At 48.3% G+C, this 17,410-nt stretch carries 9 protein-coding genes and 3 tRNA genes; 3 read left to right on the top strand and 9 right to left on the bottom strand.

The window, feature by feature from the left end:
• Positions 1 to 247: 247 nt before the first annotated feature.
• From PPO43_RS10120 to PPO43_RS10095, 6 genes are all read right to left on the bottom strand, one after another.
• Positions 248 to 2,527: an OmpA family protein gene (locus tag PPO43_RS10120; RefSeq protein WP_272617417.1), complete on the bottom strand. Its 2,280-nt coding sequence runs from the start codon at positions 2,525 to 2,527 to the stop codon at positions 248 to 250.
• Positions 2,528 to 2,749: 222 nt separating this feature from the next.
• A complete protein-coding gene (locus tag PPO43_RS10115; RefSeq protein ID WP_272617415.1) occupies positions 2,750 to 5,992 on the bottom strand; it encodes a gliding motility-associated C-terminal domain-containing protein in 3,243 nt (1,080 codons plus the stop codon).
• Positions 5,993 to 6,170: 178 nt separating this feature from the next.
• Positions 6,171 to 6,243 (bottom strand) — tRNA-Lys (locus PPO43_RS10110).
• Between the two features lie 36 nt (positions 6,244 to 6,279).
• Positions 6,280 to 6,352: transfer RNA gene (locus PPO43_RS10105), tRNA-Lys, on the bottom strand.
• Between the two features lie 32 nt (positions 6,353 to 6,384).
• Positions 6,385 to 6,457: transfer RNA gene (locus PPO43_RS10100), tRNA-Lys, on the bottom strand.
• A 108-nt stretch (positions 6,458 to 6,565) separates the two neighbouring features.
• Positions 6,566 to 7,174 carry a DUF4920 domain-containing protein gene (locus PPO43_RS10095; protein WP_272617413.1) on the bottom strand — a complete coding sequence of 203 codons (609 nt, stop codon included), beginning with the start codon at positions 7,172 to 7,174 and terminating at the stop codon, positions 6,566 to 6,568.
• Positions 7,175 to 7,494: 320 nt separating this feature from the next.
• Between PPO43_RS10095 and PPO43_RS10090 the strand changes: the two genes are divergently transcribed.
• Positions 7,495 to 8,361, top strand: a complete 867-nt coding sequence (locus PPO43_RS10090; RefSeq protein WP_272617411.1) for a diacylglycerol/lipid kinase family protein — start codon at positions 7,495 to 7,497, stop codon at positions 8,359 to 8,361.
• Positions 8,362 to 8,583: 222 nt separating this feature from the next.
• Here PPO43_RS10090 and accC read toward each other — a convergent pair whose 3' ends face one another.
• The 3 genes from accC to efp form a co-directional block, all read right to left on the bottom strand.
• The gene (accC, locus tag PPO43_RS10085; protein ID WP_272617409.1) at positions 8,584 to 9,954 is read right to left on the bottom strand and encodes an acetyl-CoA carboxylase biotin carboxylase subunit; all 1,371 of its coding nucleotides are present in this window, start codon (positions 9,952 to 9,954) and stop codon (positions 8,584 to 8,586) included.
• Positions 9,955 to 10,000: 46 nt separating this feature from the next.
• Positions 10,001 to 10,516, bottom strand: coding sequence for an acetyl-CoA carboxylase biotin carboxyl carrier protein (gene accB, locus PPO43_RS10080; protein ID WP_272617407.1), 516 nt, complete (start codon positions 10,514 to 10,516; stop codon positions 10,001 to 10,003).
• Positions 10,517 to 10,644: 128 nt separating this feature from the next.
• The gene (gene efp, locus PPO43_RS10075; protein ID WP_272617405.1) at positions 10,645 to 11,211 is read right to left on the bottom strand and encodes an elongation factor P; all 567 of its coding nucleotides are present in this window, start codon (positions 11,209 to 11,211) and stop codon (positions 10,645 to 10,647) included.
• Positions 11,212 to 11,642: 431 nt separating this feature from the next.
• Between efp and PPO43_RS10070 the strand changes: the two genes are divergently transcribed.
• Together PPO43_RS10070 and metH are read left to right on the top strand one after the other, a co-directional pair.
• Positions 11,643 to 13,058: an aldehyde dehydrogenase gene (locus tag PPO43_RS10070; RefSeq protein WP_272617403.1), complete on the top strand. Its 1,416-nt coding sequence runs from the start codon at positions 11,643 to 11,645 to the stop codon at positions 13,056 to 13,058.
• Between the two features lie 400 nt (positions 13,059 to 13,458).
• The gene (metH, locus tag PPO43_RS10065; RefSeq protein WP_442985453.1) at positions 13,459 to 17,136 is read left to right on the top strand and encodes a methionine synthase; all 3,678 of its coding nucleotides are present in this window, start codon (positions 13,459 to 13,461) and stop codon (positions 17,134 to 17,136) included.
• The last annotated feature ends 274 nt before the right edge of the window (positions 17,137 to 17,410 follow it).

Here is a 17,410-nt window from a genome sequence, read left to right as displayed (position 1 = left end):
TCTCCTTTAGAAGGGCTTTTTTTGGGGCTGCCCCGCCCTTCGTGCGGGTCGGGCCATTGCGCAGCTCGCTGCTCGCTCGGCCCTGCAGGCTTTTTCGCTTCGCTACAAAAGCCTTTGGTCTGCCGCCTGCGGCGGCCCTGCTGTCCATCCCTCAGCCTGCGGCGGCTTCGCCGCCTGTAGGACCTAAAAACAAAGGGGAGAAGAATCTGTAAGATTCTTCTCCCCTTTTCAATATGCAATTGGAGCATTATTTATTCTGGCGAATTACTCTAAACTCAGTACGGCGGTTCTCGCCATGTTGGGCTTCATTACAAGAGCTAAAATCGTCACAGCCATTGAGCAATTGGCTTTCGCCTAAGCCCAAATAGCTCAAACGAGCTTCAGAAATACCCTTAGCAATAAGGTAATCGGCCACAGCCTTTGCTCTACGCGAAGAAAGCTCTAGATTATAATTGGCATCTCCTCGTGAATCTGTATGTGAGCGAATTTCTACCACTAGTTCAGGATTATTAACCATAATATCTAGCAGCTGCTGAAGGCCTGTAGAGCGCTCTAAGTTGATACGATCTTGATCGTAATCATAGTAAATAGCATCAATTTGATAGACCTGCTCTCCTTCAAAGCCGTTGGGATTTCCTCCGCCAAAGCTTCCTCCTTCTCCATTGGGATTATTGGGATCATCTAGTTTAAAGAGCTCTGGGAGAGCTACATTTGCATTGAAAGTGGTATCCTCATCAACATGAAGTGTATTAAACTTATTGGTACTGGTAAAATACCCTTCTTTGCTCGCTTTGATTACGTATTGACAATTAGCCAATGCTTTTAGGCTATAATTTCCTTCTGCATCAGTGTTCCCTTTAATGCTTGCTTTTTGGCAATTACTCATAAGTTCTACGGCAGCATTGGCTAGTGGTTCTCCAGTTTTATCATTAAGTACTTGGCCCTCCACTTTAATTTCTAATTTCTTGGCTACTATAGGCACTTGAATAAAAAGGCGGGCGCCCATAGCATAGCCTTCTGTAGAAATAGTGACCGAAGTATCGCCAAAGGCGGGCGAAAAGACCTCAAAGGTACAGCCTCTGTTCAAAGGCAATTGCAGTTGTACTCGTCCATTGATATCCGTTAGGTATTCTTTGCGAGGAAAGCAATCTGAAGTCAGGCTGACCTCATCTACGCCTTTTCCAGTTACCTTATCAAAAACGAGTAGTTCTGTATTTACAGCTAATTTAGTAAAGAAAAAGATGTCGGTAGCTCCCACAGCGCTATCGCGATTAGATGAAAAGTAGCCAGAGATTCCAGAGCTATCATCTTGCATATAGGCAAAGTCATCAAAGCGGCTATTGATGGGCGAGCCTAGATTTTCTAGGGGTCTCCAACGACCTTTATAGGCTTTAGAAGAATAAACATCCAAGCCCCCTAGGCCAGTATGTCCATCAGAAGCAAAATAGAGCGTTCCGTCAGCGGCAAGCCAAGGAAAAACCTCATCGCCTTCTGTATTGATTTCTGGACCGAGGTTAATGGGTTCGCTCCATCCGCTGCCTTCCAAGTAAGAAACATAAAGATCCATCCGGCCAAAACCGCCTGGCATATCAGAAGCAAAGTACATTTTATCGCCTTCTGCATTAAGGGTAGGATGAGCTACAGAATAAGAAGTTCGAGCAAAATCGACTCGACGGCCTTTTTTCTCCCAGCCTGTATTTGTCATTTTAGTACTCATGATTTGAGTACGAACGATGCCTGTTCCATCTCTTTCTACTTTTCCCTTATCATAGTAATTTCGAGTAAAGTACATAGTTGTACCATCGGGCGAGAAAGTAACTGGACCATCGTGATAGCGAGTATCTACAATCTTATCAAAGGGGCGAGATTTGCCATATTTATACGCTTTAGTTTCCTCATCGACTAGGCGGCGATCGCAGTAGTAGACATCGACAAAGGGGCGGCCGGTCCAAGCTGATTGGAAGAAAATTGGAGCGGCTCCAGTATCTCTTTCGGCGCAATAGACAATTCCCTTGCGGTGTGTATTGAGGCCAAATTCATCGTATTTGGTGTTAATTTCTCGAACATTTCGGACGATGTAGAGGGCTCCACTATTGTTGAGCAGTGTTCGTAAGCTATCGTTACAGGCCTCAATGAGTTGGGGGCCGCGGAGGTCGCCGGGGGCTAATTCTCTAAACTTCTCGAAACTTACGCGGGCCTCTTGGGGGCGGTTATTAGAAAGTTGAGAAAGGCCAAGATAAAAATAGAGTTCAGCATTGGCCTCTGGATGGAGGACCGCTTTGGCGTACCAGCGTTCGGCCTTTTGGTAATCTCCGATACGGCGGTAGCAATCGGGCAGATTGAAAAGGGCTTCGGGCTCTGTTTTTTTGGCCAAAATATTTTCGTAGAGTTCAATGGCCTTACGAAAGTTCAATTGTTGGTAGAACTTATTGGCCTTTGTCAGCTTTGCGGATTGGGCCTCTAGGCTAGTAGCAGCTAGGGCCAAACAGAAAAAGGCTAAGCAAAGACGAGATAAGATGGATTTCATATAGAAAAAGCTTTTGAAAGCGTAAATGGTCGATAATTCAAACTTCTGGTCCTTTGGCGTTTTGCAGGCGGCGAAGCCGCCGCAGGCTTAGGGATGGACAGCAGTGGTGCGGAGCGCCAGACCCAGCCAGCTTGCTGGCGCAGGGCCGAGCGAATAGCGAGCTGCGAAACAGCCCGGCCCGCCCAAAGGGCGGGCAAGCCCCTAAAGAACCTTATATCAATCCTAGCGAGCGATACGGATCCATTGGCGGCCTAAAAGCACACCATCGGTACCATAAACAATCAAGTAGTAGTCGCCATCGGGTAGGTCATTTCCTTGGAAGGTTCCGTTCCAGTCATTTTGGTAATCTTCTTGGCGGAAGACCTCATTGCCCCAGCGGTTGTACACAACCACTTCGTTATTGGGGAAATTCTGGATCGTTTCGATGACCATAAAGTCGTTCACGCCATCATTGTTGGGAGAGAAACCGTCATAGATAGTGAACGGGCTACAAGGAATATCGATATATACGGTGGCGGTATCGGCGCCCCAAGGATTAAAAATTACATAGTCGAAGGCATCATCTCCACAGAAACCGGGGTTAACGGTATAAGTGAAAGAGCAATCATTTTGGTTGAGTTGGCCTAGGTTAGGTTGGCTAAGAGCAGCAACCGTATAATTGCTGGTATTGAAGCTATCATTGAGGCAGACATCTATGGTCCCTGTATTTTGGCCAAAGATCATCTCTAGGGTATCATCTTGAGCGATAGGGGCGGGAAGTGCCACCTCGATAAAGAGGTAAGAGGTATCGCAGGCGCCGTTATTGGAGCAGACCAAGAAGCAGCCGAGGTCGCTACCGAGGCTATCGCCAATGTAGGTAACGCAGGCAGTTTGTTGGTCGATGATAAAGTTCACGGCTCCAGTAGAGGCGTTCGCGCAGAAATTGTAGACGGTATCCACAGAGGGAACCTCCGTTGTATCTAGGCAGAACGTAAATTGTTCTCCGACCAGAATGGTGTCTTCAAACTGTTCGGTGGTGGCGCAATATAAGTTTACAAGGGCGGCATCACTACAGTTGAGTGGGCCATTGACCACCAAGTTATAAGTTCCTTGAGTAGGGAAGCTCAATACCGTTCCCTGTGCATATTGCGGTTGTACGGTAGGTCCTACATTAGAAACTGTTCCGGAAGGGATACAGCTAATATTGAGGTTATTGTAATTGGTTGTTGAGGTCGTATTGGTTCCGATAATAATTGAGCTATCGCCATTGATGCTCCAGAAGGTATTTCCATCATTGATATTCATGAAATTGACCACACCTAATAGGCCAGCTACAGTATCGGGGCCGTAAAAGACGCCATTGGCCGTCCAGCTTACCTCAAAGGCACCAGCACAGTTAGGCACTAAAATCACGGGATATTGGATGCGAGTTACTTCATTACAAGCGGCAAATCCCCCTGTATAGGGTTGGCCATTGAGTGTAAAGCTATAATCGCCAGACTGCACACTATCCAAAGGAATATTACTAATACAAGTCTCTAGAATAGAGCAATCAGTTAGTTGGCTAGTAATCGTATCGGGTAAAAGGTCGCGACAGTTCGGCTCCAAGTTATTAAAGATATAGACCATAGTATCGCAAACGCCATTATTATCGCAGAGTTCTACACAAACCGTATCGGCGCGAATGCCTGAGTTTTGTTGAGGGGCCGCAGGAGTATAAGAAGCGCAGCCCGTTGTGGGATCTACGCTAATTCCGCCTACGGTTTGCAAATCACAACCAAGGTTTGTGACAGAAGTCAAGTTTCCAGCAAACTGAATATTGATGGGGCAGGTATCTACCACTGCAGAGCCAGCAGCCACATCAATAATAGCGGTATCTGCTTGAGGGGCTAGCGTAAAGATATAAATGGTGGTATCGCAGAATCCGTTATTATCGCAAACCTCCCAACAGAGTGTATCTTGTCCAGCGGTATTATTGGCGATATAATCGAAACAAGCTGTGTTAGCGTTAATGTTGGCTACGGCACCAAAGTTAAGTGGAGAGCAGCCCAAGTTATTCACCGTTTGCAAGTTGCCAGGCAGCTGTGTTGTATCCATACAATAGGTTCCGCTTTGGTTCACATAAACCTCAGGGCGAATGGTATCTACAGAAGAGCAAGCTAAAAGCTCGATGTTATTTTGTTGAATTTGGCAGCCTTGGGCATCGGTTAGCGTGAGGCTATAGTTACCGGTAGCCACATTAGATAGATCCTCGGTAGTTGCGCCATTAGACCAAAGGAAAGTATAGGGCGAATTCGCTCCATTTACGGTCAAATCAATATTTCCAGCTACACAAGCGGGATTGGCCGTTTGCACCTCTAAGGCCCAATAGTTGGGGCTCGTGATTTCTACGGGCAGAAAAGACTGACAACCTCCGTTTTGTAAGCGGACCTCATAGCGGCCAGCGGGCAAGTTAGTTTGTGGCGTATTTCCAACCAATTGGCCAGAGCTCAATTCATAAACTTCACAAGTAGGACAAGTTCCGTTATCATCAATAACTCCAGCATTGGCCCCCACACAACTGTTTGCGCTAACTGTAAAGTTGGCGGGATTGAGTGTAGTCGCCCCAGCTTCATCTAAAACTAGCGTATCAAAGCCGCTACATCCATTGACATCAATGACTTCAATAGTATACACCCCTGCGGTCAAATTGACAAAGGTATTTGGGCCAAATTGTTGCCCAATAAAGGTCCCATTCAAGTAATAATCAAATGGCACACTGCCCGTAGTGGGTGTAGTGGTAAAAGAACCATTGGTTCCTCCCCCACAAGCGGGGTTGCTATTCACAACACTTCCAGCCAAAATGCCTCCATTTGTAGGGACCTCTAGACGGAAAGCCGAGCTACAACCATTTGCATCCACCAAAATGAAGCTATACTCCCCAGCGCTAAGCTGACTGAGCGTATCTAGGTTGTTCAAGTTGGTCAAAGTAGCCGATTGTGGGCCTGTATAATTTAATGAAAAAGGCGCTTGGCCCGTAAAGCTAAACGCAATTTCTCCAGTATTCACCGTATTGTTACAATCATCGGCCTGAATGACCGCCGTATGGCTAGGCCCATCCTGATGACTAATGCTAAAGGGAATAATCTGCTGGCAAGCTGCTCCATCACTAACCGTCAATTGATAATTACCCGCTGCTAGGCCCGAAATGGCCGCAGTATTGCCCCCATTAGACCATTGGTAGGTAATCGGTGCTTGGCCGCCTGTTACGGCTACGCTAGCTTGGCCGTTATTCTGCCCACAACTCGCATCACTTAAGAGCAAGCTTTCAATTTGTAAATCACATTGGGCAGAAAGTTGATGACTATAGATACTGCTCCAACAAAAACTGACCGTAAGCACTGCTATAATGGCCGATTTGCGGATAAAGTGTAGAGGTAAATGCATGCTCAAAAAACGAGTTATTGAAGGTATATTCGGATGGCTAAAATTAAGTAAGTTTTTCATAAAACACTAAAGAAGTCTTTTAAGAATTGGCTAAAGCCAGCCTTTGCCGCTAGCTCGGGCCAAAGATAAAGCTTTTGAAGCGAAAAAAAGCGACGCAAAATTTTAAGGACTGAATTTGAGGCTAATAGTCCAACATAGACATAAAAAAAACCGCTCCCAAACTTGGAAGCGGTTAACGTGATTTCGCCGGGGTTCGAACCCGGGACCCTTTGATTAAAAGTCAAATGCTCTACCAGCTGAGCTACGAAATCAACCTAAAAGGCTAAACTCTATATAATTTTTTCTTGTGATTTCGCCGGGGTTCGAACCCGGGACCCTTTGATTAAAAGTCAAATGCTCTACCAGCTGAGCTACGAAATCAATCCAGATATTTAGCCTTTATTTTTTATTTGTGATCCCGCCGGGGTTCGAACCCGGGACCCTTTGATTAAAAGTCAAATGCTCTACCAGCTGAGCTACGGAATCAATCCAAAACTTAAAGTCAAAAACAAAGTGTTTTCCTCCCTAAGCGGTTGCAAAAATAGGCAAGAATTTCTTTTGTCCAAAATATTTTAGCCCTTTTTTCAAAAAAACTTACTTTTTCAACATCACGCCCTTGGCAATTAGGTTAAACTCACTGCTTCCTTCTGTGATTTCTGCCGCCTCTTCTTCGCTCTGCCCATCCGCCTGCGCTTGAGCTTGCAACTCCTCTACAGAAATGTCTACTCTAAAGGCAGGCCCCTCTGCCACAACCGTTTGCCCCATAAATTCTTTGGGCAAAGCCTTATGCTCCGCAGTACTCACAATCAATTCTTGGCCCTCGGCCGTCTTGAGCGTAAACCAACAACCCGACATTTTACACATCTCCACAATTTCTCCCTCCACTTTTATATTTTCTATACCAGGCGACTCCTGCCCTTCGCCCCATGCAATCATACCCAAATCATCAGCCTGCAAACTCGCAACCACTTCCGAGGCCGTCTTCGCCCCCTCTCCATCAATTTTTTCCAAACCATAATGCAAACCCTCTTCCGTCAATGGCTCAGGCGCAGCCCCATGCCCCTCATGATGCTTATGCTGCTCTTCTGCCGAAGCGGCAGCCGTTTCTTCCTGCCCAGGCTTTCCGGCAGTGGTTTCGTTTTGGCAAGCACCAAATCCCAATAACAAAAATAGGCTTAAACTGAATGTGATTGATTTAAACATAGTAGTTTGCTTTTTATTTTGACCCCAAAAATAAGCATTTTCAAACAGCCAGCCGTATCCTTTCGCCTTTTGTCCCCTTTTGTTATAGTTTTTTCCAGCCAGAAATTGCAGTAGGGAAAACAACTTCCCCTCCTTTTTTATGTTTATCTTTTAATTGATTTTTTGGGGCCTCCGCTGCGGCCTTCGGCCTTGCGGCGCTACGTTGCGGGGCTCGCTATTCGCTCGGCCCTTCGGCAGCAAGCTGCCTCGGTCTGCGGCTGCGCCGCCCCCCTCCACATCGCTAGGCCAAAGCCCCCTTTCTCACCTAAAGCCGCTCTCTTATGAAATGGTACATTTTACGCAACCCCAAAGCTCGCCAAGCTAGCGCCCTTCGACTTTGGCCCAAAATAGAGCGGCAAATCAAAGCTAGTGGCCAAGCCTATGAGGGCCAAGATGTACGCAACCGCAAGGAGATGCTCCAACAAATGCAACTCTACCTAAAGGAAGGCGCCCAAAATTTCCTCATCCTCGGTGGAGATGGGAGCATCAATGCCGCCGCCAATGCCCTTTTAGGCCAATCTTTCCGGCCCGTAGATGAGCTCATTTTGGCCCAAGTTCCCCTTGGTTGGGGCAACCACTGGCGCCCCAATACCGCCGGCTTCCGCCCCTGGAAGGGCCTGGCCCAAGGCCTTCGACAACCCAAAGCGAGCTACCAGCATGTAGGCCTAGTCAGCTGGCAAAGAGGCAAAAAAACGTATCAACGCTATTTTATTCATCTGGTCCAAATTGGTTGGCTAGCCCAATACTACCAAAGCCTACAGAAAAAAGCGCCTAAAAATATCCGCCTGCTCACTAAATGGCAGTTTTTCCAAAGCTGGAACCAACAACAAATCCTCTCTCCCGCCCAAATGACCCTCAACGGCCAAAAACAAGCCTTGGCGCCCTTTTTTAACCTAGCTATTGGCCTGCAAAACCCCAAAGAGAGCTTTAGCTGGAGCAGCCAAGAGAAAAAAGCCCATTTGGGCCAACTGCTCTTTCCCCAAGCCTTATTAAATGGCCCCAAAAGCAGCCCCAAACCCGTCCAAGATATACAACTCGAACTGCCCAGCCATTGGCCCATTAGTATTGATGGCGATCCCATTATTCGCTCTGGCACAAAACTCCATCTCCAATTGTTGCCCCAACAACTTCGACTACTGAATTTTTAGGTCCAACAGGCGGCAAAGCCGCCGCAAAGGAGCGCAGCGACGCGGCTGAGGGGCTGGAGCAGGGCCGCCGCAGGCCAGACCTAGCGGGCAGAGCCCGCGCAGGGCCGAGCGAGCAGCGAGCTGCGCAATGGCCCGACCCAAGGCCGCAGGCCGCAGGGGCAGCCCCAAAACAAATAGCCCCTTCCTAAAACGGAAGCGGCTATTTTCAGTAAAAAGAGCGAGCTAGTGTCCTCTTTTCTTCTTTTTAGGTTGAGGTGGCTTTAGCTCAAAAGTTTCTAGAAACTTAGTGGTAAAATTACCATTGATAAAGTCCTCATTGTCCATCAATTGGCTATGGAAAGGCACGGTAGTGTGTACCCCTTCCACCACAAACTCATCTAGGGCGCGGCGCATCTTTGCGATACACTCCTCGCGGGTGCGGGCGCGGCAAATCAGCTTAGCGATCATGGAATCGTAGTAAGGCGGAATATTGTAGCCAGAATAAACATGTGTATCGACGCGAACGCCATGGCCTTTGGGGCTATGGAAAGAAGTAATCTTTCCGGCAGAAGGACGGAAGTCATGATAGACATCCTCTGCATTGATACGGCATTCGATAGCGTGCATTAGGGGGTAGTAATTCTGTCCAGAAATACGTTCGCCCATAGCAATTTTAATCTGTTCGGCAATGAGGTCATAATCAATCACCTCTTCGGTCACCGTATGTTCTACCTGGATACGAGTATTCATCTCCATAAAGTAGAAATTGCGGTGTTTATCGACCAAAAACTCTACGGTTCCCACCCCTTCATAGTTAATTGCTTCACCGGCTTTGATTGCGGCTTGGCCCATTGCCTCGCGCAATTCTTCGGTAAGGAAAGGAGAAGGCGACTCCTCCACCAATTTTTGGTGACGGCGTTGGATAGAGCATTCACGTTCGGAAAGGTGGCAGACATTGCCATATTGGTCACCAGCAATTTGGATTTCGACATGTCGAGGTTCTTCCACGAACTTCTCGATATACATACCGTCATTGCCAAAGGCGGCCTTAGCTTCCTTTTGGGCAGCTTCTAGGGCATCTTGCAAATCGGCCTCTTTCCAGACCAAGCGCATTCCTTTTCCACCACCACCAGCCGTAGCTTTAAGCATTACGGGGTAGCCGACTTCTTCGCAGACCTTTTGGGCTGTTTTAAAGTCTTTGACCAAACCATCGGAGCCGGGCACTACGGGAACGCCTGCTTTAATCATGGTATCTTTAGCCGTAATTTTATCTCCCATTTTGTTAATCTGTTCGGGAGTTGGGCCAATAAACTTGACATTATACTCCGTACAGATTTCGGCAAAGTGGGCATTTTCGGCTAAGAAGCCATAACCGGGATGGATGGCATCGGCATTGGTAATTTCTACCGCAGCCATAATATTGGCAATATTGAGATAAGAATCGCTACTTGCAGCAGGCCCTACGCAGACGGCCTCATCGGCAAAGCGCACATGCAGGCTATCGCGATCGGCTGTAGAGTAAATAGCGACCGTTTTGATCCCCATTTCCTTACAGGTTCGGATAACGCGCAAGGCGATTTCGCCTCGGTTAGCAATAAGTATTTTCTTAAACATACAATTGGTTTTGGATTGAATAGCAAAGATGAACTAGCGGCTCGACTTAGACGAGGGGCTCTACAAGGAAAAGCACCTGCTCGTATTCTACGGGGCTAGCATCTTCGGCCAAAACCTTCACTACGCGGCCAGTTACCTCAGATTTTACTTCATTAAAGAGTTTCATGGCTTCGATGAGGCAAACCGTGTCATCTGGTCCAATTACGTCTCCTACCTTAACAAAAGGTGGTTTTTCTGGAGATGAAGAGCGGTAGAAAGTACCCACCATAGGCGACTTAATTTCGAGATAATTCACATTATCCTTCAATTCGCCTGCATCTTGGCTTTTCTCTTGAGCTTGGGGTGCTTCTTGCTGAGGGGCTACAACGGGAGCTGCAGGAGCAGCAATAGGCATAGCGCCCATAGTAGGCATCATGGGAGCAGGAGAAACCACTTCGGTACGTACCTTTTGGTAGTCCTTAGTGCGAATAGACAGGCTCATTTCTGTCGTTTCATATTTGAATTCCCCTACAGTAGTGCCTTGTAGCAACTTAATCAGCTCTTTAATCTGGTCAAACTCCATAAATATAAGTTTTTAGCAGAAGCCTCTCCACTAGGCGAGGTTTCTTAGGCTAGATAAAAGGTATTTGTATAAACAAAAAAGCGCAATGCTAAAGAAATCGGCATTGCGCTTTGAGCCGGAGCTAGCGCCTAGTTTTTGACACGCTCCATATATTCACCTGTTTCGGTGTTAATCTTAATGAGGTCTCCATTCTTGATGAATAGAGGTACACGTACTTCTGCGCCTGTTTCTACTTCGGCAGGAGTAAGAGTATTGGTTGCTGTATCGCCCTTAACGCCAGGCTCTACATAAGTAATTTGCAAGAATACGTACTGAGGCATCATCACCGCCAAAGGAATTTCTTTTTCGGCATGGAAAAGCACCTCGCAAACCTCTCCTTCTTTGAGGAACTGTACACCGTCTAGCATTTCGCGCTCAATGTCGATTTGCTCATAGGTCTCTTGGTTCATAAAGTTGAGGCGATTCTCTGCCTCATAAAGGAACTGGTACTGACGACGCTCTACGCGTACATCTTCTACTTTGTGGCCCGCAGGAAAAGTGTGATCGAGCACCTTACCTGTAGTCAAGCTCTTAATTTTGGTCCGAACAAAGGCGTTTCCTTTTCCGGGCTTTACATGCTGAAATTCAACAATGATATAGGTATCGTGGTTGTGCTCTAGGCACATCCCTTTACGAATGTCTGAAGTCGTTGCCATTTTAGGAATAATTTACAATTACAATGAAGTTGTTCTACTTCTTTGGGTAGCTTTGGGAGATCAAAGAAAAATCTTTTTGCCCCAATGGCCAAAGAATATAGCTAAATTTTGTCTGCTGGGGTGGAATTTCAGGCGCTAAGATAGGAAGAAATAAGTATTCAAGCGGCCTAGATTTTGGCTGGCGCCAAAATTTATTGCGTTCTACAGGGCCGAAGGCCCGCAGGCTGAGGGATGCTAGGGGGTGGCGCAAAGCGCCAGACCGAGCAAAATGAGCAAAGCGAAATTTTGCGTAGGGCCGAGCGAATAGCGAGCCCTGACACAGCCCGACCCGAGCAAAGCGAGGGGCAGCCCCAAAAACTCCTTAAAATGAGGCAACAAGCATTCATTTTTATTTTTTTGCTTATCTTTTGTCATCACCAAAATCAATCTATATGATCTCTTCTAGCCATTTATTAGAAGACCCAAACTTGGACCAAATTCCAGCGCTAGTGGCCCAACAACGCAGCTTTTTTGCGAGCCAACAAACCAAATCGCTACAGTTTAGAAAGGCCCAACTCGAACGCCTACACCAAAAGATTGTGGAGCGAGAAAGCGAGATTTTAGCGGCCTTGCATAGCGATTTGCGCAAGCATGAATTTGAAGCCTATTCGACCGAACTGGGCTTTGTTTTGGTCGAGCTCAAAAAGGCCATCCAACAACTGCCCAAATGGATGAAGGCCCAAAAGGTGGGCACGCCCCTCTTTCTCTTTAATGCAGGCAGCGAAATCCGCTCTGAGCCCTATGGCCTGAGCCTGATTATTGGCCCTTGGAACTACCCTTTTCAGCTGCTTTTTGCCCCTCTTATTGGCGCTTTGGCTGCTGGAAACACCGCTATTCTCAAGCCTTCAGAGCTGGCTCCCGCTACTTCAGCCATCTCCGCAGAGATTATCCGAGAAGCTTTTCCTCCACATTATGTGGCTGTGGTAGAAGGTGGCGTTCCCGCTTCTCAAGCCCTACTCAAAGAGCGTTTCGACTATATTTTCTTTACCGGTGGAACCAAAGTGGGCAAAATTATTTACCAAGCGGCTGCCCAACATCTTACGCCCATCACCTTGGAGCTGGGCGGGAAAAGTCCCTGCTTGGTCGATCGCGATACGGACCTCAAAGCAACCGCCAAACGGATTATCTGGGGGAAGTTCACCAATGCTGGCCAAACTTGTATCGCTCCCGATTATGTATTGGTGGATAAGGCCGTGAAAGAACCACTGATTGCCGAAATGAAACGCCAAATCCAAAAGGCTTATGGCGATAATCCCCAACAATCCGATAGCCTGGCCCGCATTATCAATGCCGCCCATTTTAACCGCCTGATCGCCTACCTCAAAGATGGCGAAATTGCCGCTGGTGGCAATTATGAGGAAAGCGAACGCTACCTCTCCCCGACCCTGATGACGGAGGTTAATCTAGACAGCCCCCTCATGCAGGAAGAGATTTTTGGCCCCATTCTCCCCATCATTAGCTACGATAGCCTGCCCTCAGCCATCGAGTTTATCAACCAACGGCCCAAACCCCTAGCCCTCTACATCTTTAGCAAAAATGATAAGAATGTAGAACGCGTTTTGGCCGAAACCTCTGCCGGCGGCGCCTGCGTAAATGATACCTTACTGCATATTGTCAATCCCAATCTTCCCTTTGGCGGAGTGGGCGAAAGCGGCATCGGCGCCTATCATGGCGAAAGCTCTTTCCAACTCTTTTCTCACCAGAAATCAGTACTCAAACGCAGCTTTCTCATCGATGACCCCGTCCGATATGCCCCCTACAAGCTAGGCATCAAATGGCTCAAAAAGCTCATGGACTGGACCTTATAACAAGCAAGCTTCCTCTGTTGAGGGAGCTTTTTTTTTGCTCCTTAACAAGGTCTATATATTAAGGATTTGGGGCCCGCGGCCGGCTAGCCTTTGGCTAGGTCGGCCGCCGCTATGCTGCGCGGCTCGCAGGTCGCTCGGCCCTGCGCGGGCTTTGCCCGCTGGGTCTGGCCTGCGGCCACCGCTGCGCAGCGCTGGGCCTTCTGAATCTAGCTGGCCAGCACCAGATCCAAAAAACATGAAACTCCTTAACATAAGAACAAACTCTATTCGCCTTTTTTTAAGCTTGGGCCACTATCTTTGTGGCCAATCCAAGCCCCCTGAATAGCAGGAGGCCTTTATTTCACAAGATTAACGTACGCACATGAGTCTAACACTTCGTCCTACGCATCAACAAATGGCAATGCAACGCCTGCACGAACGGATCGAACAGCAGATTTTGGTCATTGATGGAGCTATGGGGACCATGTTACAACAGTACAAATTGCAAGAAGCCGACTACCGCGGAGAACGCTTTGCCGACTTCCATCGCGATTTGAAGGGCAATAACGATTTGCTCTCTATTACTCAACCTCATCTGGTCACAGAGGTCCATAAAGCCTACCTAGAGGCAGGAGCCGACATTATTGAGACCAATACCTTTAATGCTACCGCTATCTCTCAGGAAGATTACGATATGCAGGAGCTGGTATATGAACTCAATTATGCCTCGGCCCAATGCGCCCGCGCCGCTGTAGATGCCTTTAATGCCGAAAACCCAGAGAAGTTTCGCTTTGTGGCCGGCGCTATGGGGCCTACCAACCGCACGGCTTCCCTCTCGCCAGATGTGAATAACCCCGGCTATCGCGCCATTAACTTCGAGCAACTACGGGCCGCCTATTATGAGCAAGCCAAAGCCCTAGCCGAAGGTGGAGCCGACCTCTTTCTGGTCGAAACTGTTTTTGATACCCTCAACTGTAAGGCGGCCCTTTTTGCCATCGATCAGTATTGCGAGGAAGTAGGCATTGCCTATCCCGTTATGGTATCTGGAACCATTACCGATGCTTCTGGCCGTACCCTTTCGGGCCAAACGGTAGAAGCCTTCTGGCTCTCGGTCAGCCACGCCAACTTGTTTTCCGTTGGCCTCAACTGCGCCCTAGGCGCAGCCGAAATGCGCCCCCATATCGAAGCACTATCTAATATTGCCCATTGCTATATTAGTGCTTACCCCAATGCGGGACTGCCCAACGAAATGGGAGAATATGACCAAACGGCCCAAGAAATGGGCCTACTCATTGAAGATTTTGCCAAAAGTGGCTTTATCAATATCGTAGGAGGCTGCTGCGGTACTTCTCCAGCACATATCCGCCGAATGGCAGAAGTGGTGGCCGAACTACCCGTACGCAAAAAGCCCGCGCCTATGCAATACTCGGCCTATTCTGGCCTAGAACCACTGATTGTCCGCCCCGGCTTTAACTTTATCAATGTAGGAGAACGGACCAATGTGACGGGCTCCCGCAAGTTTGCCCGCCTAATCAAAAATGGCAACTATGAAGAGGCCCTCTCTGTGGCCCAACAACAGGTAGAAGGAGGCGCCCAAATTATTGATGTGAATATGGATGAAGGAATGCTCGACTCCGTCGAAGCCATGAGCTATTTCCTCAACCTCATCGCCTCCGAACCCGATATCGCCCGCCTGCCCATTATGATCGACTCTTCTAAATGGGAAGTGATTGAAGCTGGCCTCCGCTGCGTACAAGGCAAGGCTATTGTCAATTCTATCTCGCTAAAAGAAGGGAAAGCGGCTTTTGTCCATCAAGCCAAATTGGTCCGCAGATATGGCGCCGCCGCCATAGTCATGGCCTTTGATGAAGTAGGCCAAGCCGATACCATGGAACGCAAAGTAGAGATTTGTAGCCGCGCCTATAAAATCTTGACGGAAGAGGTGGGCTTCCCCCCCCAAGATATCATCTTTGACCCCAATATTTTCGCTATTGGAACAGGTATCGAAGAACATAATAATTATGGGGTAGACTTTATTGAAGCCACTAGAGAAATTAAACGCCGCATGCCTTTGGTCAAAATTAGTGGTGGCGTGAGTAACCTCTCTTTCTCTTTCCGTGGAAATAATATCGTTCGAGAAGCGATCCATTCCGCCTTTTTGTACCATGCAGTCCAAGCAGGAATGGATATGGGCATTGTCAATGCCGGTATGATTGAGGTCTATGAGGATATTCCCAAAGAACTCTTGGCCCTAGTGGAAGACCTGCTCTTTAACCGCCGACCCGATGCAACCGAACGCCTAACCGATTATGCCGAACAGCTCAAGGGCTTGGATGGTAAGAAACGTAAAGAAGACCTCGGCTGGAGAGAAGCTCCCGTGGAAGATCGCCTTGCTCATGCCTTGGTCAAGGGAATTACCAAGTTTGTGGTAGAAGATACCGAAGAAGCCCGACAACAATATAGTAGCCCCCTAGAAGTCATTGAAGGACCACTAATGTCAGGGATGAATATTGTGGGCGACCTCTTTGGCGCAGGAAAAATGTTCCTTCCTCAGGTGGTTAAATCCGCCCGAGTGATGAAACAGGCCGTAGCCCATCTTACGCCCTTTATTGAAGCCGAGAAATCTGCTGGCCAATCTGCTAAGGGGAAAATCCTTTTGGCTACGGTCAAAGGTGATGTGCACGATATTGGGAAAAATATTGTGGGAGTGGTCTTGGCCTGCAACAACTTTGAGATTATTGATATGGGCGTGATGGTTCCCGCCAATGAAATTCTTAAAAAGGCCCAAGATGAACAGGTGGATATTGTGGGCCTTAGTGGACTCATTACCCCCTCTCTCGATGAAATGGTCTATGTGGCCAAAGAGATGCAACGCTTAGGCATGCAGATGCCCTTGCTCATTGGTGGCGCAACCACCTCTAAAACTCATACGGCCGTAAAGATTGCCCCACAATATAGCGGGCCTGCCGTGCATGTTTTGGATGCCTCCAGAGCGGTTACGGTAGCGGCTTCGCTCCTAGCCGAAAAAGAAGAAAATCGAGCGGCTTATATGGAGCAGGTCTTGGCCGAACAAGAACGAATCCGTGTGCAGCGTGCCAAACGGACTTCCGCCAAGCGCTACTTGAGTCTGAAGAAGGCCAGAGAGAATAAACTCGCTTTGGATTGGTCCAAAATAGAGCCGGTGATCCCCAACAAAATGGGCATTACGGTCCTTGACCAACTAGATTTGGCCGTTCTCCGAGACTATATCGACTGGACACCCTTCTTTAGCAGTTGGCAACTGGCCGGTAAGTTCCCCACTATTTTAGAGGATGAAGTAGTGGGCCAAGAGGCTAAATCCCTCTATGCTGATGCGCAAAAGATGCTGGACCAAATCATTGCCGAAAACTGGTTGCAGGCCAAGGCCGTTTGTGGTCTTTTTGCCGCTAACTCCATAGATGATGATGACATTTTGGTCTATCCCAATGGGCCAGAAGCAGAGCCGATGCGCTTGCATCATCTGCGCCAACAACGGCAGAAAGCCGCCAATAAACCCAACTATTGTCTCAGCGATTTCTTAGCCCCTAAAGCTAGCGGAAAGACCGATTACATGGGAGCTTTTGCCGTTACCGCAGGTATTGGCATCGAGGAGCATGTGGCCCGCTTTGAGGCTGCCCATGATGACTACAATGCCATCTTGCTCAAGGCTTTGGCCGATCGTTTGGCCGAGGCTGCTGCAGAATATCTTCATGCTGAGGTCCGCCGCAACTATTGGGGCTATGCAGCAGATGAGGCTTTAGATAATCAGGCCTTAATTGCCGAAAACTACCAGGGCATTCGTCCAGCACCAGGCTATCCCGCCTGCCCAGAACATACCGAAAAGCGCAGTTTGTTCGCCCTGCTAGAGGTAGAGGAGCGCATTGGCATTCGCCTGACAGAAAGCTGTGCCATGTTTCCCGCTGCTGCCGTTAGTGGTTGGTATTTTGGACAAGAAGAGGCCCGCTATTTTGGCTTGGGCAATATCGAAAAGGATCAGGTAGAAAGCTATGCGGCCCGCAAGGGTATAACGGTCGAAGAGGCCGAACGCTGGTTGATGCCAGTCTTGAATTATGATATTTAGGGGCCTCCTGCCTACGGCAGGCGCTACGTTTCGCAGCTCGCTGTTCGCTCGGCCCTTCGCAGGCTTTGCCTGCTCGGTCTGGCCTGACGGCCACTGCTACACATCGCTAGGCCTGCGGCGGCTTCGCCGCCTGTAGGACCCCAATAAAGGAAAGGTCCAAAACTTAGGTTTTGGGCCTTTTTCTGTTCTGGAGGGCTACTTTTAGCCATCGGGAGGGGTTCCCATACCCATCAAGAGGGGTTTACCTACCCCTCTGGAGGATTTCACTTAGCCA

The sequence above is a fragment of the Saprospira sp. CCB-QB6 genome (assembly GCF_028464065.1).
Classification (GTDB): domain Bacteria; phylum Bacteroidota; class Bacteroidia; order Chitinophagales; family Saprospiraceae; genus Saprospira.
The sequence above is the reverse complement of the archived record's forward strand: the minus strand, read 5'-3'. Positions and strand labels throughout refer to the sequence as shown.

Excerpts from the sequence above, each read along its gene's own strand:
- PPO43_RS10120 (WP_272617417.1), bottom strand. The coding sequence starts at position 2,527 with ATGAAATCCATCTTATCTCGTCTTTGCTTAGCCTTTTTCTGTTTGGCC.
- PPO43_RS10115 (WP_272617415.1), bottom strand. The coding sequence starts at position 5,992 with ATGAAAAACTTACTTAATTTTAGCCATCCGAATATACCTTCAATAACT.
- PPO43_RS10095 (WP_272617413.1), bottom strand. The coding sequence starts at position 7,174 with ATGTTTAAATCAATCACATTCAGTTTAAGCCTATTTTTGTTATTGGGA.
- PPO43_RS10090 (WP_272617411.1), top strand. The coding sequence starts at position 7,495 with ATGAAATGGTACATTTTACGCAACCCCAAAGCTCGCCAAGCTAGCGCC.
- accC (WP_272617409.1), bottom strand. The coding sequence starts at position 9,954 with ATGTTTAAGAAAATACTTATTGCTAACCGAGGCGAAATCGCCTTGCGC.
- accB (WP_272617407.1), bottom strand. The coding sequence starts at position 10,516 with ATGGAGTTTGACCAGATTAAAGAGCTGATTAAGTTGCTACAAGGCACT.
- efp (WP_272617405.1), bottom strand. The coding sequence starts at position 11,211 with ATGGCAACGACTTCAGACATTCGTAAAGGGATGTGCCTAGAGCACAAC.
- PPO43_RS10070 (WP_272617403.1), top strand. The coding sequence starts at position 11,643 with ATGATCTCTTCTAGCCATTTATTAGAAGACCCAAACTTGGACCAAATT.
- metH (WP_442985453.1), top strand. The coding sequence starts at position 13,459 with ATGCAACGCCTGCACGAACGGATCGAACAGCAGATTTTGGTCATTGAT.